Here is a 26,405-nt window from a genome sequence, read left to right on the forward strand (position 1 = left end):
CGCGATGAACTGGGCGTGCTGCAACAAGGCATCGCGCGCATGGGCGTGACCCTGCGCGACCTGATCAGCGGCATCCGCGATGGCGTGACCCAGATCGCCAGCGCCGCCGAAGAGCTGTCCGCCGTGACCGAGCAGACCAGCGCCGGGGTCAACAGCCAGAAAGTCGAGACCGATCAGGTCGCGACCGCCATGCACGAAATGACCGCCACGGTGCAGGAAGTGGCCCGCAATGCCGAAGAAGCCTCCCAGGCCGCGGCCGCCGCTGATGGCGAAGCCCGTGCCGGTGACAAGGTGGTCAGCGAAGCCATCGCCCAGATCGAACGGCTGGCCAGCGAAGTGGTTCGCTCCACCGACGCCATGACCGTGCTGCAACAGGAAAGCGACAAGATCGGCAGCGTCATGGACGTGATCAAGGCCGTGGCCGAGCAAACCAACCTACTGGCCCTCAACGCAGCCATCGAAGCGGCCCGCGCCGGTGAAGCCGGACGGGGTTTTGCCGTGGTCGCCGACGAAGTCCGTGGCCTGGCCCAGCGCACGCAGAAATCCACCGAGGAAATCGAAGGCTTGGTGGCCGGCTTGCAGAATGGCACCCAGCAAGTGGCGGCCGTGATGAACAACAGCCGCAACCTCACCGACAGCAGCGTGGCCCTGACACGCAAGGCTGGGGAATCACTGGGGAACATCACCCGCACGGTGTCGAACATCCAGTCGATGAACCAGCAGATCGCCGCTGCCGCCGAGCAGCAAAGCGCCGTGGCCGAGGAGATCAGCCGCAGCATCATCAACGTGCGCGACGTCTCAGAACAGACCGCCGCCGCCAGCGAAGAAACCGCCGCTTCCAGTGTTGAATTGGCGCGGTTGGGGAATCAGTTGCAGATGATGGTGAGTCACTTCAGGGTTTGATCATGAGAAACGCCCGTTTCCAATTGGCAATGGGCGTTTCGCGTGAAGGCTTTGCTCAAGGGTTCCAGGGGTTGATGACTTCAACGCCTGGGAACTTGAAGTCTTTGGTATTGCGGGTTGCGATCAGAGCGCCGTGCGCTCGGCAAATGGCTGCGATTTGCGCGTCGGCCATACCTGCCGCCCGCCCCTTAGCCTCGCATGACGCAACCAGGGCCGCGTACTCGACAGCTGCGTGGGCATCAAAGGGTAGGATCCTGTCGACAAAATCCTCTTCAAACATTGCCATGGCATGGGACTCGAGCTTTTGCTTGCGCTTGCCGAAAGGCAGCCGAGCGATACCATGAAGAATCTCCGCAACTGTAATAGCGCAAATAACCAGGTCCATTGCCGGCTGTGAATCGATCCACGCCAGGACGGTTGCGTTCGGCTCGGCGCGCATGAACTCTGAAATGACATTGGTATCGAGCACTATCATTCAGAAAGATCCACCGCCGTTGCTTTCTCGTCACGCGAAGGCAGATCCAGATCAACTCCACCCAAGGAGCTGAACCTGTTTCGGATACGACTTCCTAATCCTCCCGCCGGGCTGACTGTCGCCAAGGCACGCCCCAAGATCAGCCTTGCCTCTTCCTCCATGGAGTGACCGTTGTGGGCGGCGGCGATACGCAGTTGTTCCTTGATCTGATCATCAAGGTTTCGAATCGTGATGCTGGCCATAATCCTCTCGCAATCAATGAAATCATTGATTTCAAACTTAGGTTAATCTCTCCTGCTTGTCCAGCTACCGTTACACACTCATCCATAACGACTGTATCAACTCCCGCTCAACCAAGATCCAGACAACGCATCGCCCTTTCGTACAAAACCCACCCCCTCTCGTCCTACCGCCTTTTGTCCCACGCTCCTGTACGGTTTGCCCTGGACCGCACATTCCGTTCTAACAGGAGATGGACAACACATGGACGCAAGCAACGACTCACTGTTGCACCGGCTCATCGACACCCCAATCGGCGATGACAACGCCCAGGCCGATTTCAAGACAGCCCTGCAGCGCATGGGATTGACGTCGGTCTTCGACGTCATGCGCATGGGCAAGGCGCAGTTCATCCTTGAGCTGGGCAAGCACACCGACGTGGATGCCGGGCAGGTCTATGACAATGCCGCCAGCTATGCCGGGCAGGTCAGTCGCCTGTATCAGGAGCACCTGATATCACCCAGCTATACCCGGCGACGTGCCCGGCGCAGCCTGGGTTCGGACTCAACCTCGGCGTCCGTCAGCTATCAAGCGCTGTTCAACGAGCATTGGGATCAGTTCTGCAAGGAAGGTGACATCGCGGCCATCGACTCGCCCGTGGCCTATCTGCGGGCGCTGTATCTGTTTGCCGGCCAGCTGGAAAACGCCTCCCCATCAACCGACAAAATCCCCCTGGAGCAACGGCGACCGGACCTCAAGGGGCTGATGCTCGATCACCAGAGCGCCTTCGTTGCGCGGCCAATGCTGGACATCGTCAATGACACCTTGCGTAGTGCGATCGAAGCCCATCTGGCAACGAGCGACAAGACCGTCCACCAGGTCCTGGCCAGCGAACACTACCCCTTCTCGCTGCCCTACGACCTGCATCATCACCAGTGTCTGCTGGGGCTGGGCGCAAACAAACCGGTGCTGGGCGAATTGAATTATCGGGTGAGCCTGAAACTCCCGTTTTCACCAGGGGATTCACCTTACGGGCGTGTTTCGCAATCCCATGTCGAGGCGCAAAGATTGTTGTCCGGGCTCAGTCCTGAGCAACAGAAAATCCTGCTCGCGCCGGCCAGTTCAGACCTGGACCTTGGCGTCCTGAAGAAAAGCTACGGCACTGAAAACCCCAATCGCCTCCACGATCTTTCGTTCTTCAAGGAGCGCACCGGGCTGACCACGGAACAGGTCGAGCAGTTGCTGGCACAAGGTGCCTACAGCCCGCGAACCTCGACCGAGAGCCCCCCCTCGATTCATGCCAGCAATTATGGAGCCGCTTACATCAACGGGCCGGAATCGACAGCCACCCTGACGACTCTCAAATCCACGGACACCGTCATCCATGCATCTCGCGAAAGGTTCGCCCGCATGCAGCGAATGATCCGATTGCAGCGCTGGACCGGTATTCCCGTTGCCGAACTGGACACGCTGATCGTCAGTGCCCTGCGCTCGGAAGGCAGCACGACGATGACGCTCAACACCAATACCTTGCGCACCCTGGGGGTCTATCGCTACCTGAACCAACGCCACGGCATCGCACCGCAAGAGTTTGCGTCGTTACTGCACGACATACCGATTGCTGCTTGCGGCCAGCAGGTGCCCTTGTTTGACCAGGTGTTCAATCGAACCCAATTGCTCGAACACCCGCAGGTGGAAGACCTAGTCACGACGGACCTGAAAACCTTCAGCTATCTCAGTGCGGGCCTCGGACTTCCCATGACGCAGGATTCGCTGCTGTTGCTAACGAAGCAAACCGAAAAATACCTGTCTTCGTTTAAACACGATTTATCCACAGTCTCGTCACTCTACCGCCAGGCCCGTATCGCCCGGATGTTTGGGCTCTCTCCCTTCGAATGCACGGCGCTGGCCCACTTACTGGGTGGGGAGGATTTCTGCAAAGCGTTGGTGACAGGGGCATTGAGTACTTCGCACGCCTCACAGCCCGACGTTCTCGATGTGCTGATGGCGTTGGATTGGGCCGTCGACTGGCTCAAGCAAGACAACCGGGATGTCGCGTCATGGTGTCGTCTGTTCGATGTTGTCGAAGACGACGTGCCAATGAACAAGAGCCTGGAAAAACGACTGTCGAGACTGCTGGCGCAAGACCCCCAACCGAGCGGAGACCGGCACGTGGTGGAGACCTTGCTGCACGACCTTGCCGACTTGTCTGCGGAGTACTTCCCCTGCGTGATGCGAATGGCCGACACCCATGCAACGACGATTGTCGCGGCCATGGAGAGCCCCCCCGGGAAAATGCCTGCATTGCTGGCGACGGTATTGCGCACGGCCCAAGCGTGCAAGGGATTGCACCTGAGCAGCAGCACCCTGCGACAATTGATGAATAACCCAACCTGGCTGGCCACAGGCAGCACAGGAACGCTGACGCCTCAAACCCTGTATCTACTCGAACGCTTCAGTCACTGCGCCCACCATCAAGCCCGGTCAGAAGAACACCTGCTGCATTACTTGCAGCTTGCCAACCAGGACACGCCGCAAGGCACAGGCGAAGAAGCCAATAAACTGCTGGCCAGCCTGCTGGACTGGAGCACTGACGAAGTCAGTTGCCTGACCGCACACCTGGAACATAAACGCGCCCAGTCCATGGAAGCCGTGGATTGGATCATGCGCTGCCAGGCGTGCTGCCAGCACACCGGGCTGTCGGCCAGCCTGCTGCTCAAGGCAACCGCACTCAACAACGACAGCGAGACATCGGACTGGAGGACCGTCGGTGAAGCGCTGATCGCGGCCTGCCACTGACACGTCCACCGTCCTCAACATTCAAGGATTGAATATGACCGTTGCCATAAAAAAGCAGCTTGATGAAAGCCTGCGTGATGCACAGTTAGCGCTCTATCTGAACCAGGTCGCGCCCAACAACCCTACGACAAGAAACCTGAAGCTCAAGACGGCCGAGGCGCTTTACGAATACTGGTTGCTCGATGTGCTGGTCAGCCAGGACGTGCCCACCACACCCGTGGCGTGTGCCATCGCCAGCCTGCAGCAATACGTCCATCGCATCCTGATGAACCTGGAACCCGGCTACGACTCGGCAAGCCTGGGCGCCGAGCACCTGAAGACTTGGCGCAACGAGCTGCATCAATACCCCACCTGGGCCGCCCATCAAAAGTTGCTCTATTTCCCGGAGATTTATCTGAACCCACTGCTGAGGGCCAACAAGAGCGACAACATCCGGCAACTGGAAAACGACCTCAATCAGAACCAGATTCAACCCGATGCGGTCCAGTCCGCGGTCAAGGCATACCTGACCCGGTTCGAAGAAGTCGCCAACCTGAACATTCTCACTGGCTACATCGATGGCGAGGACTTTGCCAACAGCACTTACTATTTCATTGCCAAATCACGCTCCGAGAACAGCTATTTCTGGCGTTCGCTGAACATGGCTCAACGCCCAATCAACGGCACGCCACCGCCCTCGCCTGCCACCCCGCCGAAACTTGACCAGCCCGATCCCTACGCCTGGTCGGACTGGGAAAAAGCCAACGTGCCAATTTCCGATAACGCGGTCGAACATTCAATAAGGCCGGTCTGGTTCAACAATCGTTTGTTCGTCGTATGGGCCGAATGCATCCATCAGGATCCATCAGCCACCCGCAATGCTTCTTCACCGTCACAAGCGACCACCCATCATCCGCTATTACGCTTGAGCCTCTGTTTCAAAAAACCGGATGGAGGCTGGAGCACCCCGCGTGTTTGCCTGCAGGGCTATTGCGAGGACAACGCGCTTCGCAGCATGGAGCTGGATGCGATCAAGGCATTGGTCGGCACTGTTGCTGTGCAATACCGCAAGGGTGCGCGCGATGTGTTGTTTCTCGCCTTGTGTGCACGTGAAACCAGGACCGACTCGCTCAATTCAACCGGCAACCACTTCACGTTCATTAAAACAACGTGCATCGATAAAAACCTCACCCCTGAGCCCGGTAGCTCAGCCACCACGGAACAAGCAGCGAAAGAGCATTATCGCCAGCACAACGCCGATGAAAAAACACTCATCAGCGCTACGGCGCAACGTATCCAAACCAAAACATCCGCCGAAATCGTCCCCATTGAAGTTGCCCTCCCCGAGAATATGGAAGTCTCCATGTCGGATTTCGATGGGCATCGGCAACGCATTGGAATCGAATCAGTCGAGGGGCCCACAGCCTCTACCCTCACGCTGCGTATGAGCACGGTCATCGGCCTTGACGGCGGCGCTATCGGTACGCCTTCAAATCGTAAAGAAATGCGCTTGAGACTAACGACCTCGCCCTATCACACGCCTCGACTTCATTTTGGCTGGGTGCTTCCTGCCCGAAGCTTGCCGGAAACGCCCTATGTAGTACTTAACGCCGGTTCGTTTTCTTCAGTAATCAATGCACCTTCGAAGGCCCTCGATCAAAACTACCGACTGTCGTTCGATCACATGACCGATGTAATCAAGGATAACGAACACTCGCTTGGCCTTACATTGTCAGAGGACTTTCAGGGGAAATTAATTTCCACCCAAGCAGCACAACACCTGATCGCAGCAAGCAGACGTGTGACTGACACCCGGATATCCGGCACGGTGCAAAACCTGACCCTGCACGCGAACAATTCCGCCCCGCTGAACCTGGGTGAGACATTCGTTAGTCTGGACGAACCCCTCCTCCTCCAGTACGTGATTTTCCGCCGCCCGGCCGCCTCGCACACTCAATCGCTAACGTATGAAGACCTGACGGTCGTAGCAGAGTCCAGCCCCGCACCGAACCTGGAGAAGTTCCTTGAGTTCACCTGGCGCAGCACAGACCTCGCCAAGCACGGTGACACCTTCCTTTGTGGGGTCGCCTTCGTTCACCCCGAGGAGCCGAAAAAAAAGCTCTACTCCGCCCTCAAGGCGATCCAGCTGAAGTTCACTCCGGCACGCCGCCAGCCGCCAACCATTACTCACGTATCGACGCCAGGCCTGGGCACCAGTCAATCCATCAATTTCGCCGGTTCCGCCATCAACGAAAGCGATGCCCAGAACAAACCGCGCCAGCCCATCAGGTTGAACACCCTGTTCGCTCCAGAACTGATCCGTCGTACCGAAAACAGCCTGGATGATTTGTTTGATTGGCAGACCCAACATTTGCCGGAACCGGCCTTACCAGGCGTCGTCAGCAACAAGATGGATTTCCACGGCCCATACGGCCGTTACTTCACGGAGCTGTTCCTCTACGTACCGTGGCTGATCGCCCACCGGCTAAACACCGAACAACGATACGAGGAAGCCGAACGCTGGCTCCGATATGTCTTCGACCCGAGTCGCGCAAATGAGGGGTGTTGGAGAAGCGTGCCTCTGGTCGACAGCAATATGACGGCCTATCACGACCAGGCGCCCCACGATCCACACCAGATTGCCCTCAGTCATCCGGTGCACTTTCGCAAAGCGCTGTACTTCCTGTACCTCGACATCCTGATCAACCGAGGCGACGCCGCGTATCGCGCGCTGACACCCGATAGCCTCAGTGAGGCCAAGCTATGGTACGTACGGGCGCTGGAGTTATTGGGGCCGCGGGCGGTCGTTCAGACACTCGATCAATGGACGAGCATCAGCCTGCAAGCGTTGAGCGAAAGCAGCAATGAAAACCTGCGCGGGTTCGAACGTTTCCTGAGCCAATCCGACACCCCCCACCCGTTGCGCATTCGTGGTAACCCTTCGCCGTCGTCCTTGCCTGCGATCGATACCCCGTACTTGCGCGTACCGTTCAACCCCGAGCTGCTCAAACGCTGGGACATCACCGAAAGTCGCCTGTACAACCTGCGGCATAACCTCGACATCGTCGGCAAGCCGCTGCATTTGCCGCTGTTCGCTCCGCCGCTGGATCTTCGCGCCTTGCCCGGCGCCAACGCCCTGAACATCGCCGACAGCGCCGCGTCGGGTCTATCGCTCCCACACCTCCCGAACTATCGCTTCATGGTCATGCACAGCCAGGCACAGAGTGCCGTTGAAAGCCTCAGCCAGTTCGGTGCCACGCTGCTATCGCTGATCGAGCGCAAAGAGCAGGCTCAATTGCAGGAACTGCAACAACAGCAAGCCTGGGACCTGGCGAAAATCTCGGTCGACCTGCAACGTCAGGCACTGAAGATCGACCGCCATAACCGCCAGGCGCTACTCGCCAGCCGTTCTATCGTCGAGGGACGAGCCCATTACTACCAGCATCTGCTGGACAAAGGCGTCAGTGAAGCCGAGAGGCACGCCTGTCGGTTGTACTTGAGAAGTGGCTCAGCCGAACGGGATGCGTCCGACTCCCAGGCCGTAGCAGGCAGCCTAATGATGACCCCTAACATTTTTGGCTTCAGCAATGGCGGCTCCCGTTGGGAAGGTGCGCTGCACGCTGGCGCAGCGATCGCCCAAGGCACCGCCATCAGCGACCGCACGACAGCGGCCCATCTCGAGCGGACGGCACAGTTCCATCGTCGTCGGCAGGAATGGGCCCAGGCCCGAGACCAGGCACAGCTCGAACTGGCGCAGGTCGACGCACAACTGGCACATGTTGCCGAGCAGGAAACGGCCACGCGCCTGCAACTTCGCCTGGCGGAATCGAGCCTGGGCCAAGCCAAGACCAACTACGATTTTTTCCGCAAGCGCTTTACCAAAGCGCAACTGTACCAATGGCTCAATAGCCAGTTTGCCGCGCTCTACCGCCAAGCCTACGACGCAACAGTGGGTCTTTGCCTGACGGCTGAAGCTTGCTGGCAGTATGAACTGGCGGATTTGAACACGCGTTTCATCCAACCCGACACCTGGAACGCGACCTATCGAGGCCTCGGAATGGGCGAGCAGCTGAAGCTGAGCCTGTTGAACATGCAGGCCGAATACTTGCGCCGCAACGAGCGGGATCTGGAAATTCGTAAAACGGTATCGCTGCGTCAACTCAAAAGCAAAACCGCAACCAGCACCATTAACAAGGAATGGGCGCAAATTCACGCCGACCTGTTGCAAGGCCAGTGCGAATTCGAGCTGACCCAAGAGTTGTTCGAGGAAGACTACAAAGATCGGCAGCATTATTTGCGGCGCATCAAGACCATCAGCGTCTCCTTGCCAGCCATCGTCGGCCCTTATGAAAACATTCGGGCCACGCTGACCCAGACCGCCAGCAAGGTGTTCATGTCTCCCGGTGGCCAGTCCGTGGAAAGCCGCTACGCCAACCAGCAAATTGCCCTTTCCACGGGGGTCGACGATAACGGTCTGTTCACCCTCAACTTCAACGATGAGCGCTACCTGCCCTTCGAATACACCGGTGCGGTCTCCACGTGGTGCCTGAACTTCCCCAACCCCGAAGCCCAAAAGGACATGCTGGCGTCACTAACCGACATCATCGTACAGGTGAACTACACAGCCCGGGCAGGCGGAGGTTCGCGATGAGTGAACACAGCACAATGCCTGTCAACGCGCCGTCACTGCCCAAGGGCGGCGGCGCCATCCAGAGCATCGGCAAGGGATGGAGCGCCATCGGCGCCCACGGCACGGCGTCCTATGAGATTGCCCTGCCGATTTCCCCGGGGCGCGGTTTTGCCCCCTCCTTGTCGCTGGGGTACGCCAGCTCGACCGGCAATGGCGTGTTCGGCATCGGCTGGGGGCTGTCGCTGCCCTGTGTGGCGCGATGGACCGCCCAGGGTGTACCGGCCTATACCGAAGAAGACGAGATCATCGGCCCCGGTGCCGTGGTGTGGTTGCCCGAGCGAGATCCGCAAGGTGCCATCCGCTCGACGCGCATCGACCGCTACAACCGTCTGGCGCTGAACAAGACCTACACAGTGGTCCGCTACTTTCCGAGAATCGAAAGCTGCTTCGAGCGGATCGAGTATTGGTCGTCGGACAAGGAAACACCGGGTTTCTGGCTCGTACATGATGCCGATGGCAGCCTCCATGTATTCGGAAAAAGCCCTTCGGCGCGTCGAGCAGATCCCCTGGATGCAAGGCGTGTGGGCGAGTGGCTGCTGGAAGAAAGCCTGAACGCCCACGGCGAGCACATCCTTTACCAGTACAAGGCCGACGTCACGGCGCAGCGCTATCTGAGCCGGGTGTGCTATGGCAATTTCAAGGCCGATGCGGACCTCTACCTGTGGGAAGCGGATCGGCTGAAGGCTGTGCAATGGCACTTCGAATTGGTGTTCGACTACGGTGAACGGAGCACGGAATACCAACGGAAGCCGAACTATGAAGGCCACCAATGGCTGGCCCGTGACGACGCGTTTTCCAGCTTCGCCTACGGTTTTGAGTTACGCACCGAACGACTGTGCCGCCAGGTACTGATGTTCCACCGCTTTCCTGATGAATGGGGCGCGGTCCCCGTCCTGGTGCGACGCGTGCTGCTCGATTATCGTCAGACCAGCCTGGGCTATCACCAGCTGACCGCCGCCCACGACCAGGCATTCGGCGACTCGACGACGGCCGATCACCGTCCGCCTGTCGAGTTCAGCTACAGCGAGTTCAAGTTCCCGCTTGAACGCCCCGACTGGCAGCCTTGGCAAAACATGCCGGGGCTCAACAAAAACCAGGGTTTTCAACTGGTGGATCTGTACGGCGAAGGCTTGCCGGGCGTGCTCCATCGAGGCGATGGCGGTTGGTATTACCGCGAACCCATGCGAGCCAAGGCCAACAGCAATGAAGTGGCTTACGGCCAATGGCGGGCGTTGCCCCGCATTCCCGTTGCCGACCCTGCAAAACCATTGCAGCAGTCACTGAGCGACCTCACGGGCGACGGTCGACTGGACTGGATCATCGCCCAGCCGGGGTGGAGCGGTTTTTTCTCCCTCGGTCCCGAGCGCAACTGGTCGGATTTCGCCACGTTCAACGCGTTCCCCGCGGATTTTTTCAATCCACAAGGGCAACTGGCCGACCTGATGGGCGCGGGCCTCAGCGACCTGGTGTTGATCGGCCCACGCAGCGTTCGCATGTACGCCAATCAACAGGAGAATGGTTTTGCGACAGCCCGCGAAGTGTCTCGCGACGAGGAGCACGATGCGCTCCCACTCATCAACGCGTCGCCCTCCGAGTTGGTGGCATTCAGCGACATGCTCGGCAGTGGCCAACAGCACCTGGTACGCATTCGTCACAACGAAGTGAAGTGCTGGCCAAACCTGGGGCATGGACGTTTCGGCAACGGCATCGTGCTGGGTTCACCGGGCCTGGCATACGAAACCTTCGACGCCTCGCATATTCGTTTGGCGGACCTCGATGGCTCCGGCGCCACCGATCTGATCTACCTGCAAGCGGACCAGGCGCTGATCTTCATGAACCGCGGTGGCAATGGCTTCAGCCCTCCCGTGGCGCTGCCCTGGCCCCAAGGCCTGCACTACGACCGCCTGTGCCAGGTGAGCATCGCCGACCTGCAAGGCCTCGGCTGCTCCAGCCTGGTCCTGAGCCTGCCCCACAGGGGAAACCAACATTGGCGCTGCGACTTCGTCAGCGCGAAACCGTATTTACTCACCGGCACAAACAACAATATGGGTACCGCCAACAGTATCCGCTACCGCAGTTCCGCGCAGGAATGGCTGGACGAAAAAGCGGAAAGAGTGGCCGCCGACAGGCCCCTGGCTTGTCATCTGCCATTGGTCGTGCACGTGGTGTCGAATCAAACCCAACTGGACGAGATAACGGGCAATCAACTGCTCCAGTCCTTCACCTATCGCCAAGGTTATTACGACGGCATCGAACGGGAATTTCGCGGCTTTGGCCTGCTGCTGCAAACCGACGAGCAGACCAACCCCGACGATGCCGAATCACCAGGCTTCACGACGCCGTGCCTGACCAAGAACTGGTTTCACACCGGCCAGGCGGTGGACCTGCCCCGTATCGGTTACAGCCACGCGGATCCCATCGCCGTGGCGCCGGGCAAGACCTTGCTGAGCCAATACCTGCCTGAGACCGGGAGCGACACCCCCATTGTCTCGCCCACCACGGCGACCATCCTGGAAATGTCTCGCGCCCTCAGTGGTAACCTACTGCGAAGCGAGGTATTTGGAGTCGACACACGCCAGGGCAACAGAACGTTGTATTCGGTCCAGGAAAATCGCTATCGCATACGCCTGCTCCAGGCACCCGAGGGCAACCGGCGCCATGCCCGGATGTTGCCGCTGCTGCTGGAGTCCATCCACTATCAGTACGAAGGCCTGACTGACGATCCGCAATGCCAGCACACCTTCAATCTGCAGTACGACGCCTATGGCTCGCTGACTCACAGCGTAAACGTCCATTACGCCCGACGAAAAACCCTCGACGATGTTCCGCCGTTCAGTGACGCCGATCAGCAACGCTGGTGGCGCGATGCTCATGATCCAGCGCAACAGTTCCATTACCTGACCGAAACCTGCGCCGAGTACATCCATCTGCCAGCGCCTCAGGGTTGGCGACTGGGCTTGCCGTACCGCCAGCGGACCCATGCGCTGAAGAAACCCAAGGCACCCGAGACCGGCGGGCTGAGCACACGGGACATGACCTATGAAAGGTTCATCGAACTCACCGGGGAAACCGCCTGGATAACCCAAAGCGTTCTGACTGGCCTGTCGGTGCAACGCTACAAGGACGCCTCCACCGCAGAAACCTTGCCGGACGGCGTCGCCCACTTCGAAGCCCTGGGCGCCCACATGGAAACCGCCGAGCTGGACGAAACCGCCTTGAAAGCTTTCCATCTGTTGCCGCAAACCTCCCGCCCGAAGGGCAAGCTGCTGGAACGAATCGGCTACCACCGCATGGACGCCTTTCTGCCGGCGACGCCACTGCTCGACAAACTCTGGTCAGTCAAAAGAGATTTTGCGACCTACGCGCCACTGGAAGGCTTCTACAAAATCCAGACCCAACAGGCGAGTGAACACCATGGCGTGACCGCCTTCAGCTACGACAATTACCACTGCTTTATCACCGCATTCAAACTGCCTGATGGCTGTGTCACCCAAGCGGTCTACGATTACCGCTCGCTGCTGCCACGGCGCATTACCGATCCCAACGGCAACGTCCAGGAAGGCCTGGTTGATGCCTTCGGCCAAGTATTGGCCACGACATTCTACGGTACCGAAAACAACACCCCCGTGGGTTTCAAACCCATCGCGCAGTTCAAGCGGCTGTGTTTCGACAGTTCGACAGAAGCGATCGAACAGCGCCAGGACGCCTTGCAGGAGGCCGCCACAGCGCTCTATTACATGCCCTTCAGCTGGATGGGTTGCGTGTCGAACGCCGCGCTGGCGGACGGCGACTGGCTGGCGCGATGCGTGCTCAACCGAGACCTGCTGCCCAGCGGCCATATCCGTGCGTCGGCTCGAACGCGCCTGGCGGATCTTCAAACACTCTGCGCCGACGACCTGAAACTGAAGAACGAAATGGATGCCGCAACGCGTGAGCCGGTGCACATCGCCGCACTGGTGGCCGACCGCTACCCCGATGACGACCAGCAGCAAATCCGCATTGCCATCACCTGCTTCGACGGTTTCGGTCGAACCCTGCAAAGCAAGCAACGGGTCGAGCCGGGCATGGCCTACGTCGTCACATCCCAGGGAGCACTGGCGCTCAAGGACGAAAAACCCATGGAGCAAACAACGGCAACACGCTGGCGTGTCAGCGAACGAGTGGAATACAACAACAAGGGGTTGCCGATCCGCCTCTACCGCCCTTACTTCGCCGATCAGCACCGCTACATCAACGACGAGTCCTTGCGGCAGTTCGGTCATTGTGACCAGCAGTTCTACGATGCATTGGGTCGCCCCACCCGCACACGCCTGGCCACACAGGCTGGCCTTTCCTATATGCGGCGGCATACCCGCCATGCCTGGTACACCCTGGACGAGGACGAGAACGACACCCTGGAAGAGGTCATGGCCGAACAAGCACCGGCTATCGGAGGTGAGGCATGAATCCAGGCCTTCACCGCAGGACACCGACGCTCAAGGCTGTCGACAGTCGAGGCCTGCCCGTGCGACAGGTCGCTTACTGCCGGCGTAACGCAGAAGAACAATCCCAAGCGCGCATCACCCGCCAACACCACGACACGGCTGGACGCCAGGTTGCGCAGTGGGACCCAAGGCTGTTCGACACAACAACCGAAGCCAACCTGACGACCGTCTACAGCCTTTCCGGCAAGCCGTTGTTGGTGAACAGTGTCGACGCCGGCTGGCGCCTGAATCTCCCTGGCGCTGCCGGACAGATCGTGCGCAGCTGGGATCAGCGAGGAAACCATTGGCGCACCACTTACGACCAGCAGCTAAGGCCGACCGCCATCCACGAGCAATTGCCAGATCAGGATCCGCGCCGAGTCGAATGCCTGCGCTACGGCGACAGTTCGCCGGAATCCGCCGCACGCAACCTTTGCGGCGCCCTGATCCGCCATGATGACAGCGCGGGCAGCCTGCTCGTCGATGAATACGCCCTCTGCGGCAAACCGCTTGGCCAGGCGCGACACTTCCTCGTCGATGCGGCACAACCCGACTGGCCGGCCGAGGAGATCGCCCGCGACAAACTGCTGGAAAAGGGCAACGGCTACGAAACCCGCTGGCGCTACGATGCATTGGCGCACCCTATCCTGCTGGTGGATGCGGCCCGGCACCAACAGCGCTACGGGTTTGATATCGCCGGCCAACTCAAGGTTGTGAGCCTGAAAATAAAAGACGCTACGACTGAAAAAACCATCCTGAAGGATCTCGTCTACAACGCGTCTGGCCAGGTCGAATCCCAGGTTGCCGGCAACGGCGTCGTCAGTCGCGCCGCGTTCGATCCGGCCAGCGGCCGACTGACCTCACTCAGCGCGTCGGTGTCTGGCAACACCTTGCAGGATCTGCGCTATACCTACGACGCGGTGGGTAACGTGACGCACATCGAGGATCGGGCCCAACCGGTGCAGTTCGGCAGCAACCAACGGGTCGACGCCACCTGCACGTTCACCTACGACAGCCTTTACCAGTTGAGCAGCGCGACGGGCCGTGAAACGGCGGGGCTGACCAGCAATCCCGAACTTCCCGCCTTCAGCAGGACGCCGTTCGACGCCCGGCAACTGTTCCCGTTTACCGAGCACTACCAGTACGACGCCGGTGGCAACCTGATCGAACTGCGCCATGTCCGCGACCGCAACAACTACACCCGGAAGCTGGAGATCGCCGCCTCCAGCAATCGCCTGCTGTCCTGGAACAAGGCTGAGCACTTCGATGCCAACGGCAACCCGCAGGTGCTCCATCCGGGCCGGGCACTGGAGTGGAATGCCCGCAATCAACTCGCCAGCGTGACACTGGTGCAGCGCGCAGACGGCCGCCACGACCTTGAGCGCTATGGCTACGACAGCACGGGGCAACGGGTGCGCAAGGTCCAGGTCACCTATGCTTCGGCTGTGACCCATACCCGGGAAGTCCGTTACCTGCCGGGCCTCGAAATCCACACCCGTCAGCACGAACGCCTGGAAGTCATCACCCTGCAGGCCGGCCGTTGCAGCGTGCGGTACTTGCACTGGACCGAAGGCCGCCCAGCCGGCATCGCCGCCAACCAGACGCGCTACAGCCTGGACGATCACCTGGGTTCCAGCTCGCTGGAACTCGACGATGAAGGCTGGCTGATCAGCCAGGAAAGCTATCTCCCCTACGGCGGAACCGCTTGGGCTGCGTCCCGCTCAGCCGTGGAAGCCGACTACCGGACCCTTCGCTATTCCGGCAAGGAGCGTGACGCCAGCGGCCTGTATTACTACGGGCACCGCTACTACGCACCGTGGTTGCAACGCTGGATCAGTCCCGATCCGGCGGGAGCGGTTGACGGGCTGAACCTGTATTGCATGGTAGGGAACAACCCGATGAGATTTACCGACCCTTCGGGCCTGATGAGGGACGAGGACTTCAGGGAATTCGAAACCTGGGGCCGGGCCCGGTCGCAGGAAATCATGGATTCGGCAAAAGGTGACTATTCCTATCGTTTGATGCCGGATGACTACGATAAAACGTCCGATCAGTTTCTCAATGGCGGACTCCTGCGCCAGGAGTTTCTTGCTCACTCTTATGGCTACATCAAGACGGAAGAAGTCGGGCTCAGCGACTTCTTCAACCTGCCAAAGCCTCAAGGCAGCATGAGGGGATACAAAGGCGTGGACCGCCACTATGACGGCTGGGCCAGGACCGACACCCCCTCAGAACACTACTTGAACTTTGGCACCTATCGGATCGGCAATACCGCTGAATACCTGGCCGACTTATCCAGCCGATACGCCGCTGCCAAAAACGACATGTTCCACAATGTGGCCATAGACGAGGACGTCCTGAAGGACGCACCAACGCTAAGCCGGCTGACCGATCAGGTCCATGAACTGCAGCAACCGACTCGGGGCTGGATCGAAACCCATATTGAAAACATGAGTGGGATCATGCCGATACGTGCCGGAGGCCCCGGGACCCATGCCGAAGTCCGGCTGGCGAATTCCGTGGTAGCGCTCTACCCGGACAGGGCGGAGAGGATGCTTTCCGACACCACGATATTCACCGACACCCTGTTCAGGGGTAAAGCCCCAGAACCGTTTCCGGCCTGCATCAATTGCAGCGGCATTCTTCCAGCGCAAATCACGGTGCCGACCGGACGCACCCCCGTCGACTACGCGGGCTACAACGCTCGCGTACAACAGATAAACGAGGCACCACGTCCTCGCCAACGAGGCAGCCGGGCGAGAAGATAATGTCAGTCAAACACTGATTGCATTGGTGAACACCAGGCGATTGCCGAACGGATCGACCACCGCCATGTCCTGGCTCCCCCAGGGCATGGCCTGGATGTGCGGGCGGGCGAAGGTGTATTGCTTGGCCAGCAACTGCGCCTGGAAGGCTTCCAGTTCATCGGTCTCGATCCGCAGCGCCGAGCCCGGCGTGCAATCGCCATGGTGCTCGGACAGGTGCAGTACGCAATCGCCACGGGAGACTTGCAGGTACAGCGGGAAGTCGTCGCCGAAACGATGTTGCCAATCGACGGTAAACCCCAGGAAGTCGACATAGAATACCAACGCCTTGGCTTCATCGAAGATCCGCAGGATCGGAGTGGTTTTACCGAAGCTCATGGGTTGCTCCCTGGCTGAAAAAGACCCAGTGTAGATGGGTTGACCCTAGTGCTTCGGCCTGGGTTCCGGGTTCTTTAGTATCAATACGCCATTATTATGGCGCCAATTAAAACAAATTCAGCCGTCCAGCCCCGTCCTCAGGCGCGATCCAATTGGCTGAATCCCTGGCGCAGATCGCCTTCGCGCGCCAGAAACCGACCTGCTCTGTGCCCATTCGCCCGCCCCTCGCCATAACTCAGGACACCGTTGACCCACACCCCGTCGATGCCTTCGGCGGGCCGTTGCGGCGCGTTGAAATCAGCCACGTCGCGAATGGTTTGCGGGTTGAACAACACCAGGTCCGCCCAATGTCCTTCACGAATTTCACCACGGTCCTTCAGTCCGAAGCGCGCCGCCGACAGGCCGGTCATCTTGTGCACGGCGGTGTGCAGCGGAAAAAGCCCAACCTCACGACTGAAATGTCCCAGTACCCGTGGGAAAGCGCCCCACAAGCGTGGATGGGGGAACGGATCGTCGGGCAAACCGTCGGAACCCACCATGGACAGCGGATGGGCGAGGATTCGTCTTACGTCGCCTTCGTCCATACCGTAGTACACCGCGCCGGCCGGTTGCAGGCGACGTGCCGCCTCCAGCAACGAAACGTCCCATTCGACGGCGATGTCGGCGAGGTCGCGACCGCCCATGGGCGGATGGGGTGTCGACCAGGTGATGGTGATGCGATGGGCATCAGTCACTTGCTTGAGATCCAGCGTCGAGGAGCTTGCCGCGTAGGGATAGCAGTCACAGCCGACCGGATGGGTTTTTGCGGCGTTTTCCAACGCCGCGAGCACCTGCGGACTGCGTCCCCAGTTACCAGCGCCCGCGCACTTGAGGTGGGAAATAATCACTGGGCTCTGGGCGTGACGGCCAATCTGGAACGCCTCGTCCATGGCCTCGAGCACCGGTTCGAATTCACTGCGCAGGTGGGTGGTGTAAATCGCGCCGAAGGCCTGCAATTCTTCGCTCAGTTGCATGACTTCGTCGGTGGACGCCGAAAACGCATTGGCATAGGCCAGACCGGTGGACAGGCCGAGCGCACCGGCCTCCAGGCTTTCGCGCAGTTGCCCACGCATGGCCGCGATTTCCCCCGCGCTGGCGGTGCGCAACAAATCCTCCATGTGGTTGCTGCGCAGGGCCGTGTGGCCCACCAATGCGGCGACGTTGACGGCGGGCGTAGCGGCCTCCACCGCGGCCCGATAATCAGCGAAGCGTGGGTAGGCGAACGCTTGCGCGGTGCCGAGCAGGTTCATCGGGTCCGGCGGATCGCCGCGCAGGCTGACCGGTGCAGCGCTGATGCCGCAATTGCCGACGATCACCGTGGTCACGCCCTGGCTGAGCTTGGGCAGCATCTGCGGTTGGCGAATCACCACGGTGTCGTCGTGGGTGTGCACATCGATGAAGCCCGGCGCCAGCACGCGGCCAGCGGCGTCGACGTCTTCAATCGCCCGGGCATCGCCCAAGTCGCCAATACGCTCGATGCGCCCGCCGCGAATCGCCACGTCGGCGTTGTAGCCGGGGCGGTCGCTGCCATCAATGACCAGCGCGTTGCGGATAAGGGTGTCGTATTGCATGTCAGTCTCCCAACGGCAGGTGATCGTCGCCGCCGCGGTAATCGTCCAGGGCGAGCTTGACCCGCCGCAGGCGCTCTTGATTGTCTTCAGGGTGAGCCAACGCCAGCTCGGTGGCGAGCACGTCGATGGCCAGCAGCATGCCGTAGCGCGCCGCCGTGGGTTTGTAGATGAACGAGGTCTCGGCGCCTTGCAGGGGCAGTACCACATCGGCCAGTCGGGCGAGGGGCGAGTCGGCTCGGGTGATGGCCAGGATCGGCGCGCCGTAACTGCGGGCCAGCTCCACCGCACCGAGCAATTCCGGGGTGATACCGGTGAGCGAGCAGGCGATGACCAGGTGTTCTGCACTCAACGAAGTGGCGGTGATGCGCATCATCACCGGATCGCGGCAGGCGGCAATCGGGTAGCCGAAACGCACTAGCCGTACCTGCAACTCTTCACCGCACAACGCCGACCAGCCACCGAGACCGAATGCATGAACCATCCGCGCCTTGCCGATCATCCGCACGGCATCGCTGAACCGTGATTCTTCGAACGCCGACAGATGCTGACGCAGGGTCGCCTCGATATCGCCGACGATCTGTCCATAAAACGCCGACTGCTCAGGCGCTCCGGCCGGGTCGAGAAAGCGGCTGCCGACACCGCTGGCCTGGGCCAGTTGCAAGCGCAGGTCGCGAAGATCGCGGCAACCGACGGTGCGGGCGAAGCGCGACAGTGTGGCGCTGCTGACTTCGGCGCGCAGGGCCAGTTCATCCAGGCTGGCGGAAGCGGCAAATCCTACGTCGTCGAGCATCAGCCGGGCGATTCTGCCTTCGCCGGCGCTGAAGGAGTCCTGGCGGGAGCGGATCTGGTAAAGGATGTCCATGGCGCCTCCTGTGGAGTTACGGTGCGCTCAGAGCAAGCGCGAAAGCCCGAGGGTCAAGGCGAACGCGACCACGGAGATCAGCGTTTCCAATACCGTCCAGGTCTTGAAGGTTTGGGCAACGGTCATATTGAAGTATTCCTTGATCAGCCAGAAGCCGCCGTCATTGACGTGGGAAAAGATCACCGAACCGGCCCCGGTCGCCAACACCAGCAGCTCGGGATGCGGGTAACCCAGGCCGATCGCCACGGGCGCGACGATGCCTGAGGCCGTGGTCATCGCCACAGTGGCCGAGCCAGTGGCGACGCGCATCAGGGCAGCGAACAACCAGCCCATGACCAATGGCGACAACTGGAATTCCTGGGCCAGGCCGACAATCTGCTGGGTGACCCCGGCGTCCACCAGGATCCGGTTCAAACCGCCGCCGGCGCCCACTAGCAAAGTGATGCTGGCCGTCGGTGCCAGGCATTCGTTGGTGAACTTGAGGATCGACTCGCGGTTGAAGCCCTGGGCCAGGCCGAGGGTCCAGAAGCTCAGGATGGTCGCCAGCAACAAGGCGATCACCGAGTTGCCGATGAACAGCAAAAACTGGTTGAAGCCGCTTCCCGGCGTGGAGATCAGGTTGGCCCAGCCGCCGATCAGCATCAGGATCACTGGCAGCAGGACAGTCCCCAGGGTCACGCCGAAACCCGGCAGGTTCGCGCGGGGCTCGCGGTCGAGAAATTGCCGCTCCAACGGGTTTTCAGCCGGCAGCTGGATGCGTGGCACGATGAATTTGGCGTACAGGGGACCGGCGATGATCGCGGTGGGGATGCCAATCAGGATCGCGTACAACAACGTCTGCCCCACCGAGGCCTGGAACGCCTGCACCGCCAGCATCGCCGCCGGGTGCGGAGGGACAAGTGCGTGGACCACCGAAAGCCCGGCGACCATCGGCAACCCCACCATCAGGATCGACACGCCCACGCGCCGTGCGATGGTGAACGCGATGGGCACCAGCAACACGAACCCGACCTCGAAGAACAACGGCAGCCCGACCAGGAAGGCAATGCACACCATCGCCCAGTGGGCGTTGCGCTCGCCGAAGCGTTCAATCAGCGTCTGCGCCATCCGCTCGGCCCCGCCGGACTCGGCCATCATCTTGCCGAGCATCGTGCCCAGTGCCACCACCAGCGCGATGTGCCCCAGCGTCTTGCCGACACCGGCCTCATACGCCCCCACCACACCCGAGGGCGGCATCCCGGCCAGCAGTGCCAGGCCAATGGACACCAGGGTAATCACAATGAACGGATTGAGCCGATAACGGGCGATCAGCACGATCAGCGCAATGATCGCGATGGCCGCGTAGACCAATAGCCAATAACCGAAAGCAGGGGCCATGCGTTACTCCTCGAATGGGGTCACGTCGACGTGTTGTGAAAGTCATAAATCATTTCGACGGAGAATCTTCAAACCCACTGAAAGTAATTTTCGTACACAGACAAGAAATGTCGCTGAGGGACATCGCGACACGGCACTGATGAAAATTCAGCGCAAGACTTTCATTGCCTTTGTGGCGAGGGAGCTTGCTCCCGCTGGGCTGCGCAGCAGCCCCAACTTCATCAACACAATGACCAACGGCTGGCCGCCCCGCCCTCAATTCCGTACCATCCGCAGCTGTTTTTGCATCACGCCCCGGTAGCCGACGCTCAACCGGGGCCCAGTCAGGTAAATCATGAAACCAGCACGTCTTCGCGCCGACGCCCTCGCCGGCCTCACCACTTCTTTCGCCTTGCTCCCCGAATGCATCGCCTTCGCCCTGGTAGCCCACCTCAATCCGCTGATGGGGCTCTACGGCGCGTTCATCATCTGCACGCTGACCGCCCTGTTCGGCGGACGGCCAGGCATGGTGTCGGGCGCGGCGGGTTCGATGGCGGTGGTGATCATCGCGCTGGTGGTGCAACACGGCGTGCAGTACCTGCTGGCCACCGTGCTGTTGGGCGGGCTGATCATGATGGCCTTCGGGCTGTTGCGGCTGGGCAAACTGGTGCGCATGGTCCCGCACCCGGTGATGCTCGGCTTCGTCAACGGCCTGGCGATTGTCATTGCGCTGGCCCAACTGGAGCATTTCAAGCAGGGTGAAACCTGGCTCAGCGGCGATCCGCTGTATCTGATGGCCGGCCTGGTGGCGCTGACCATGGCCATCGTCTACCTGCTACCACGCCTGACCCGCAGCGTGCCGCCGGCCCTGGTGGCGATCCTCGGTGTCGGCCTGGCGGTCTACCTGCTCGGCCTGCCCACCCGAACGCTGGGCGACATGGCCCATATCGCCGGCAGCTTGCCTGCCTTCGCCTGGCCCGATCTTCCCTGGAACCTGGAGACCCTGCAGATCGTCGTGCCCTACGCGGTGATCATGGCGATGGTCGGTTTGCTGGAAACCCTGCTGACCCTGAACCTCACCGACGAAATCACCCAGAGCCGCGGTTATCCGGACCGTGAATGCGTGGCGCTGGGCGCTGCCAACATCGCCTCCGGGCTGTTCGGCGGCATGGGCGGCTGCGCCATGATCGGCCAGACGGTAATCAACCTCAGCTCGGGTGGACGCGGACGGTTATCGGGCGTGGTGGCCGGGGTGATGGTGTTGCTGTTCGTGTTGTTCCTGTCGCCATTGATCGAGCGCATCCCGCTGGCTGCGCTGGTGGGCGTGATGTTCGTGGTTGCGCAGCAGACCTTCGCCTGGGCCTCGCTGCGGGTGATCAACAAGGTGCCGAAGAATGATGTGCTGGTGATCATCGCGGTGACCGTCATCACGGTATTCACCGACCTGGCCGTGGCCGTGCTCTGCGGGATCATCATCGCGGCGCTCAACTTCGCCTGGCAACAGGCGCGGGAGCTGTACGCCGACGCGCATCAGGAAGCCGACGGCAGCAAACTCTATCGCTTGCACGGCACGCTGTTCTTCGCCTCGACGACACCGTTTCTCAACCAGTTCGACCCGGCCAACGACCCGGCCCTGGTGACCCTCGATTGCCGCCACTTGCGCTTCGTCGACTACTCGGCCGTCGCCGCACTCAAGACCCTGCGCGAGCGCTACAGCAAAGCCGGCAAGCACTTGCGTGTGTTCCACCTGTCCGAGCGTTGCAAGCAAATGCTCAAGCGCGCGGGCGTGCAGCACGACTGACGCAACACGCAACAAAAACCTGTGGGAGCGAGCCTGCTTGCTCCCACAAGGGGCTTATTCTGCTGGCACTACCGGCGTCACTTACACCATCTCATCAAGAATCCACGCCACCACCGACGCTCGCTTCGGCGTCCAACCCAGCAGCTCACGGGCGCTCTTGCCCCGCACCCGGCTGTTGGAACCCAGGCCATAGTTGGCCATTTCGTAGCCCCACTCGGCTTCGGCATCGGCCAACGGCCAGTCCTGCGGTTCGCCCAGGTTCAGCGCTCGGGCCATGGCGGTGGTCATGTCGATGAACGAAGCTTCGCCGCTTTCGACGAAGTAGAACGTGCCTGGCTGGTTACGGGTCAAGGCGAGTTTGTATAACTCGACCACGTCCTCGATGTGCACGTTGGACCAGATGTTCTGCCCAGGCCCGACATGCCGCACCACCCCGCTTTTACGCGCCTGCTTGAGCAACCGCGGCAGTTGCACACTGTCGCGGCTCACGCCCAGGCTGTGGCCGTAGATCAAGGTGTTGCAGATCACCGCCGAGTTCACGCCTTGCTGGGCGGCGTCCAGAACAAGATTGTCGATGGCGACACGGGCCGCTTTGTCGACGGTGGGGGGCGGCAGGTTGTCTTCGTAGAAGATGGCCTCGCTGGAACGACCGCCCGAAGCATCGCCGACGATGCTCGAACCGCTGGTGTGCAGCAACACTTTGTTCGACCCCTTGAGTCCTTCGATCAAGGCCTCTACCGCACCGCGATGATCGCTGCTGGCGGCATTGATCACCGCGTCGGCGGCACGTGCCTGTTCGCTGAGCAGCGCGCTGTCTTCGAGGGTGCCGATGACCGGCTTGATACCCAGTGCAGTCAGCTCGCTCGCCTGTTCGGCGCTGCGCACCAAACCGGTGACGTGATGCCCGGCGCGGGCCAGGCCGGTGGCGATGGAGCCGCCGATGAAACCGGCAGCGCCAGTGACGAATACGTTCATGAAAGAACTCCTTGGCAGATCAGTGATGGGACGAGTATCGGGGACCGATCCTTGGCGAAACAGTCCACATTGCCCAAATCACTCTTGCCTTGAAGTCACGAATCAGCCCTTGAATTCCCGCGAGGCGTAGTCGGCGAGCTTGCCCTGGATGAAGTCCAGGAAGCACTGGATCCGCAAGGCCAGTTGCGAGTTGCGGTAGTACACGGCATTGATCGGCTGGCGATACCCGCTGTTGGCATCGGCCAGCAGCACCTTCAGCCGACCGGCCTGGATGTCTTCGCGGGTCATGAAGTCTGACAGGCAGGCGATGCCCTGCCCTTGCAGCGCCAGGTGACGCACGGTCTCACCGCTGGACGCGCTGATGGCTGGCTGGATCGGCCAACGATCACCGTGTACGTGACGCAGCGGCCACTGGTTGAGGCCCTCGTTCTGGGCAAACCCCAGCAGCGCGTGACCTGCCAGCTCGGCGACGCTTGACGGCGTGCCGTGCTGCTTCAGATAAGCGGGGCTGGCCAGGATGTGCAACGGACTACAGCCCAGGGCGCGGGCATGAAGGGTCGAGTCCGTGAGGGTGCCGATGCGGATGGCGATGTCGGTGCTTTGCTCCAGCAAATCGATGATCAGGTCGTTGCTGTTGAGTTCTAGCTGGATGTCCGGGTATAGCCTGCGGAACTCTTCGATGTGCGGAACGATGGCGTGCAGCATGAACGGCGAGGCCGCGTTGATCCGCAAGCGTCCTGCGGGATTTTTCTGGCGGGACGACAGGCGCTCCTCCAGTTCATCCATCTGGTCGAGGATGCCTTTGGCCTGTTCGAAGAAATACTTGCCCTCCTCGGTCAGGTCCATGCGTCGGGTGGTGCGGTTGATCAGCGTGGTGTCGAGCTTGGCCTCCAGCCGCGACAACGTGCGGCTGACCGCCGACGGCGTCTGCCCGACCTGCTCGGCGGCGGCGGAGATCGATCCGCATTCGATCACGCAGACGAAAATCTGCAATTCGTCGGATCTGGCTTTCACGGGTGTCCTCTCATGGGATGCAACTCAATGTGACAGGCTTTTGTGGCGAGGGAGCTTGCTCCCGCTCGGCTGCGCAGCGGCCGCCTTCTTGAAGAGGCGCTTCGCACCTCAGCGGGAGCAAGCTCCCTCGCCACAAAAGATGCCTTGCCACAGATGCATCATCGTCTTCAGGTAGGTCCCGATACTAGCCGGATTACCGCGAAAGGCCGAACACCTCGCGCAAATGCTGCTCATACCGCGCGACATCGGCCTCGACGTTCGGACGTTTCATCACGTCCACGCACAGGAAGGTCGGCAGGCCGGTCATGCCCAGGAACTGGTTGGCTTTGTGGAATGGAAAGTACACCGCGTCCACGCCCGTGGCTTCGAAGAAATCAGTCGGATCGTCGAAGGCTTGCTGCGGGGCATTCCAGGTCAAGGACAACATGTATTGCTTGCCTTGCAACAGGCCACCGCTGCCGTATTTCTGCGACGCATCGGAACGGGTCCGGCCGTCGCTGGCGTAGAGGCTGCCATGGCCTTCTGTGAAGACTTCGTCGATGTATTTCTTCACGGTCCACGGCGCGCCCATCCACCAACCCGGCATCTGGTAAACGATCACGTCGGCCCAAAGGAACTTGGCGACTTCCTCCTTGATGTCGTAGCCGCCGTCAATGAAGGTGGTTTTCACATCAACACCGCCACGGTCCAACACACTGACCGCCGTGTCGTGGAGGGTGGCGTTGTAGCGACCGTCGGAATGAGCGAATTGTTTGCCGCCGTTGAGCAACAGGACTTTTTTCATGGAGAGCCTCATCGGGTACCACGGCACGGGCCACTGCATGGCCGCGGGGTGGAAAGATTGAAAACGATGGCGGCAGCGTACCGATGAGCCTCGCGCGGAATAAGCACCGGCACGGCAAAACTGATTTGACCAAAACGCACGAATCAACAGCCGATTATTGCCATAGGATTCAGCCGACTTTCATTTCAGGAGGCACCTGATGAGCGAATTGCACGGTTTCATCCTTCACGCCAAGACCCGTCCGGAAAAAGCCGAGGCCTTCGAAGCGCTGTTTCGTGCCTATGTCGAGCCAAGCCGCGCCGAGCCCGGCTGCATCGAATATCACATGTTGCGGGACCAGCAAGACCCGACGCTGTTTATCTTCTATGAGATCTGGGCCTCCCAGGCGCACCTGGATGTGCACTCGAACCTGCCACACATGAAGCAGTTCTTCGAGCAGCGCATGGATTACCTGGAGCGCGACTTCGAAATCCGCCGCATCGACATGCTGAGTGCGTCCTCGGCTAGCCGTTGATCATCAAGTGGCCGCCGAGCGCGCCGAGGCCAATGAAAAATACCCGTTTGAACAACACGGCGCTGATCCGCTGACGCAACCATTGCCCCAGCCACATCCCCAGCAGCGCCGGTGCCAGCGCCAGCAACGAAGCGCTCAATTCGCCCCCGCCCAGTGCGCCGCGCCACACCAGGCCGGCGGCCAGGGCCAGGGTAGAAACGGTGAAAGACAGGCCCAGGGCTTGCACCAGTTCATCCTTGCTCAAGCCCAACGCTTGCAGATAGGGCACCGCCGGAATGACGAACACACCGGTGGCGGACGTGATGAGGCCGGTCAGCAACCCACAAAGCGGGGCGATCCACGGCTCGACATGGGCGCCGACCCGCAGCGTTGGCAGCAACAGCCCGCTCAGCGCATACAGCACCAGCGCCCCACCCAAGGCCCGCACCACCCAGGCCCCACCCGTCATACCGAGCCACAGCGTACCAAGCCCGGTGCCGATGAAAATCGTCAGCAGCAGCGGCCACAGGCGGCGGAGCAGGGCTTGCAGATGACCACCAAATGCCAATTGCCAGAAATTGGTCAGGGTCGCCGGGATGATGAGCAGCGCCGCAGCCTGCGCCGGAGCCATAGCCAGCCCAAGCAAGCCCATGGCGATGGTCGGCAGGCCGAGGCCGATCACGCCCTTGATGGTGCCGGCCAGCAGGAAGGTGCCGATAACCAACAGGGAAAGGACCAGGCCGAGATTTTGATAGAAAGCGATGAGTGTGTTCATAGGGGTATCGTGCGCCCCGGAACATGGTTTGGAAATCTGCCATATACTGAGGGTGCCTCTCTTT

General features: G+C 60.6%; 17 protein-coding genes. 7 read left to right on the top strand and 10 right to left on the bottom strand.

Annotation, left to right across the window (positions count from 1 at the left end):
• Positions 1-198 precede the first annotated feature (198 nt).
• On the top strand, positions 199-903 hold the full coding sequence (locus tag V7773_RS30475) for a methyl-accepting chemotaxis protein (RefSeq protein ID WP_371856155.1): 705 nt from the start codon (positions 199-201) through the stop codon (positions 901-903).
• 55 nt (positions 904-958) lie between these two features.
• Here V7773_RS30475 and V7773_RS13510 read toward each other — a convergent pair whose 3' ends face one another.
• Complete coding sequence (locus tag V7773_RS13510; RefSeq protein WP_092146223.1) at positions 959-1,378, bottom strand: type II toxin-antitoxin system VapC family toxin; 420 nt, start codon at positions 1,376-1,378, stop codon at positions 959-961.
• Positions 1,375-1,620: a FitA-like ribbon-helix-helix domain-containing protein gene (locus V7773_RS13515; RefSeq protein ID WP_092146225.1), complete on the bottom strand. Its 246-nt coding sequence runs from the start codon at positions 1,618-1,620 to the stop codon at positions 1,375-1,377. Before V7773_RS13515 ends, V7773_RS13510 begins: the two co-directional genes overlap by 4 nt.
• Before the next feature lie 241 nt (positions 1,621-1,861).
• Here V7773_RS13515 and V7773_RS13520 point away from each other — a divergent pair, with 241 nt between their 5' ends.
• From V7773_RS13520 to V7773_RS13535, 4 genes are read left to right on the top strand one after another with little or no spacing between them, the layout of a single operon-like run.
• The gene (locus V7773_RS13520; RefSeq protein WP_336073841.1) at positions 1,862-4,396 is read left to right on the top strand and encodes a Tc toxin subunit A; all 2,535 of its coding nucleotides are present in this window, start codon (positions 1,862-1,864) and stop codon (positions 4,394-4,396) included.
• Positions 4,397-4,430: 34 nt separating this feature from the next.
• On the top strand, positions 4,431-9,026 hold the full coding sequence (locus tag V7773_RS13525; protein ID WP_336073843.1) for a neuraminidase-like domain-containing protein: 4,596 nt from the start codon (positions 4,431-4,433) through the stop codon (positions 9,024-9,026).
• On the top strand, positions 9,023-13,510 hold the full coding sequence (locus V7773_RS13530; protein ID WP_336073844.1) for a SpvB/TcaC N-terminal domain-containing protein: 4,488 nt from the start codon (positions 9,023-9,025) through the stop codon (positions 13,508-13,510). The genes V7773_RS13525 and V7773_RS13530 overlap by 4 nt, the downstream gene beginning before the upstream one ends.
• Entirely contained in the window at positions 13,507-16,296 is a 2,790-nt protein-coding gene (locus V7773_RS13535) for an RHS repeat-associated core domain-containing protein (protein WP_336073846.1), read from the top strand. Before V7773_RS13530 ends, V7773_RS13535 begins: the two co-directional genes overlap by 4 nt.
• Positions 16,297-16,302: 6 nt before the next feature.
• Here V7773_RS13535 and V7773_RS13540 read toward each other — a convergent pair whose 3' ends face one another.
• The 4 genes from V7773_RS13540 to V7773_RS13555 form a co-directional block, all read right to left on the bottom strand.
• On the bottom strand, positions 16,303-16,671 hold the full coding sequence (locus V7773_RS13540; RefSeq protein ID WP_092146235.1) for a glyoxalase superfamily protein: 369 nt from the start codon (positions 16,669-16,671) through the stop codon (positions 16,303-16,305).
• A 137-nt stretch (positions 16,672-16,808) separates the two neighbouring features.
• On the bottom strand, positions 16,809-18,281 hold the full coding sequence (locus tag V7773_RS13545) for an N-acyl-D-amino-acid deacylase family protein (protein ID WP_336073848.1): 1,473 nt from the start codon (positions 18,279-18,281) through the stop codon (positions 16,809-16,811).
• 1 nt (position 18,282) lies between these two features.
• Positions 18,283-19,143 carry a MurR/RpiR family transcriptional regulator gene (locus V7773_RS13550; protein ID WP_092146237.1) on the bottom strand — a complete coding sequence of 287 codons (861 nt, stop codon included), beginning with the start codon at positions 19,141-19,143 and terminating at the stop codon, positions 18,283-18,285.
• Between the two features lie 27 nt (positions 19,144-19,170).
• A complete protein-coding gene (locus V7773_RS13555) occupies positions 19,171-20,520 on the bottom strand; it encodes a GntT/GntP/DsdX family permease (RefSeq protein ID WP_336073850.1) in 1,350 nt (449 codons plus the stop codon).
• Positions 20,521-20,854: 334 nt separating this feature from the next.
• Between V7773_RS13555 and V7773_RS13560 the strand changes: the two genes are divergently transcribed.
• Positions 20,855-22,300 (top strand): SulP family inorganic anion transporter, encoded by a 1,446-nt coding sequence (locus tag V7773_RS13560; protein ID WP_336073851.1) that lies wholly within the window; start codon positions 20,855-20,857, stop codon positions 22,298-22,300.
• Between the two features lie 81 nt (positions 22,301-22,381).
• Here the strand turns inward: V7773_RS13560 and V7773_RS13565 are convergent, their stop codons facing one another.
• The 3 genes from V7773_RS13565 to V7773_RS13575 all read right to left on the bottom strand — a co-directional run bounded on the left by V7773_RS13565 (position 22,382) and on the right by V7773_RS13575 (position 25,073).
• Complete coding sequence (locus V7773_RS13565; protein ID WP_336073853.1) at positions 22,382-23,275, bottom strand: NAD-dependent epimerase/dehydratase family protein; 894 nt, start codon at positions 23,273-23,275, stop codon at positions 22,382-22,384.
• 102 nt (positions 23,276-23,377) lie between these two features.
• The gene (locus V7773_RS13570) at positions 23,378-24,289 is read right to left on the bottom strand and encodes a LysR family transcriptional regulator (protein ID WP_072340878.1); all 912 of its coding nucleotides are present in this window, start codon (positions 24,287-24,289) and stop codon (positions 23,378-23,380) included.
• Positions 24,290-24,482: 193 nt separating this feature from the next.
• Entirely contained in the window at positions 24,483-25,073 is a 591-nt protein-coding gene (locus tag V7773_RS13575) for an NAD(P)H-dependent oxidoreductase (RefSeq protein WP_063323062.1), read from the bottom strand.
• A gap of 199 nt (positions 25,074-25,272) precedes the next feature.
• Here V7773_RS13575 and V7773_RS13580 point away from each other — a divergent pair, with 199 nt between their 5' ends.
• On the top strand, positions 25,273-25,587 hold the full coding sequence (locus V7773_RS13580; RefSeq protein WP_063323063.1) for a putative quinol monooxygenase: 315 nt from the start codon (positions 25,273-25,275) through the stop codon (positions 25,585-25,587).
• Here V7773_RS13580 and V7773_RS13585 read toward each other — a convergent pair.
• Entirely contained in the window at positions 25,577-26,341 is a 765-nt protein-coding gene (locus V7773_RS13585; RefSeq protein ID WP_336073860.1) for a sulfite exporter TauE/SafE family protein, read from the bottom strand. The genes V7773_RS13580 and V7773_RS13585 overlap by 11 nt on opposite strands.
• Between the last annotated feature and the right edge of the window lie 64 nt (positions 26,342-26,405).

Origin of the sequence: Pseudomonas sp. 3JA (assembly GCF_036961705.1) — a bacterium.
GTDB classification, from domain to species: domain Bacteria; phylum Pseudomonadota; class Gammaproteobacteria; order Pseudomonadales; family Pseudomonadaceae; genus Aquipseudomonas; species Aquipseudomonas fluorescens_Q.

Excerpts from the sequence above, each read along its gene's own strand:
- V7773_RS13515 (WP_092146225.1), bottom strand. The coding sequence starts at position 1,620 with ATGGCCAGCATCACGATTCGAAACCTTGATGATCAGATCAAGGAACAA.
- V7773_RS13550 (WP_092146237.1), bottom strand. The coding sequence starts at position 19,143 with ATGGACATCCTTTACCAGATCCGCTCCCGCCAGGACTCCTTCAGCGCC.
- V7773_RS13520 (WP_336073841.1), top strand. The coding sequence starts at position 1,862 with ATGGACGCAAGCAACGACTCACTGTTGCACCGGCTCATCGACACCCCA.
- V7773_RS13585 (WP_336073860.1), bottom strand. The coding sequence starts at position 26,341 with ATGAACACACTCATCGCTTTCTATCAAAATCTCGGCCTGGTCCTTTCC.
- V7773_RS13580 (WP_063323063.1), top strand. The coding sequence starts at position 25,273 with ATGAGCGAATTGCACGGTTTCATCCTTCACGCCAAGACCCGTCCGGAA.
- V7773_RS13530 (WP_336073844.1), top strand. The coding sequence starts at position 9,023 with ATGAGTGAACACAGCACAATGCCTGTCAACGCGCCGTCACTGCCCAAG.
- V7773_RS13555 (WP_336073850.1), bottom strand. The coding sequence starts at position 20,520 with ATGGCCCCTGCTTTCGGTTATTGGCTATTGGTCTACGCGGCCATCGCG.
- V7773_RS13545 (WP_336073848.1), bottom strand. The coding sequence starts at position 18,281 with ATGCAATACGACACCCTTATCCGCAACGCGCTGGTCATTGATGGCAGC.
- V7773_RS13575 (WP_063323062.1), bottom strand. The coding sequence starts at position 25,073 with ATGAAAAAAGTCCTGTTGCTCAACGGCGGCAAACAATTCGCTCATTCC.
- V7773_RS13565 (WP_336073853.1), bottom strand. The coding sequence starts at position 23,275 with ATGAACGTATTCGTCACTGGCGCTGCCGGTTTCATCGGCGGCTCCATC.
- V7773_RS13560 (WP_336073851.1), top strand. The coding sequence starts at position 20,855 with ATGAAACCAGCACGTCTTCGCGCCGACGCCCTCGCCGGCCTCACCACT.
- V7773_RS13510 (WP_092146223.1), bottom strand. The coding sequence starts at position 1,378 with ATGATAGTGCTCGATACCAATGTCATTTCAGAGTTCATGCGCGCCGAG.
- V7773_RS13525 (WP_336073843.1), top strand. The coding sequence starts at position 4,431 with ATGACCGTTGCCATAAAAAAGCAGCTTGATGAAAGCCTGCGTGATGCA.
- V7773_RS13540 (WP_092146235.1), bottom strand. The coding sequence starts at position 16,671 with ATGAGCTTCGGTAAAACCACTCCGATCCTGCGGATCTTCGATGAAGCC.
- V7773_RS30475 (WP_371856155.1), top strand. The coding sequence starts at position 199 with ATGACCGCCACGGTGCAGGAAGTGGCCCGCAATGCCGAAGAAGCCTCC.
- V7773_RS13535 (WP_336073846.1), top strand. The coding sequence starts at position 13,507 with ATGAATCCAGGCCTTCACCGCAGGACACCGACGCTCAAGGCTGTCGAC.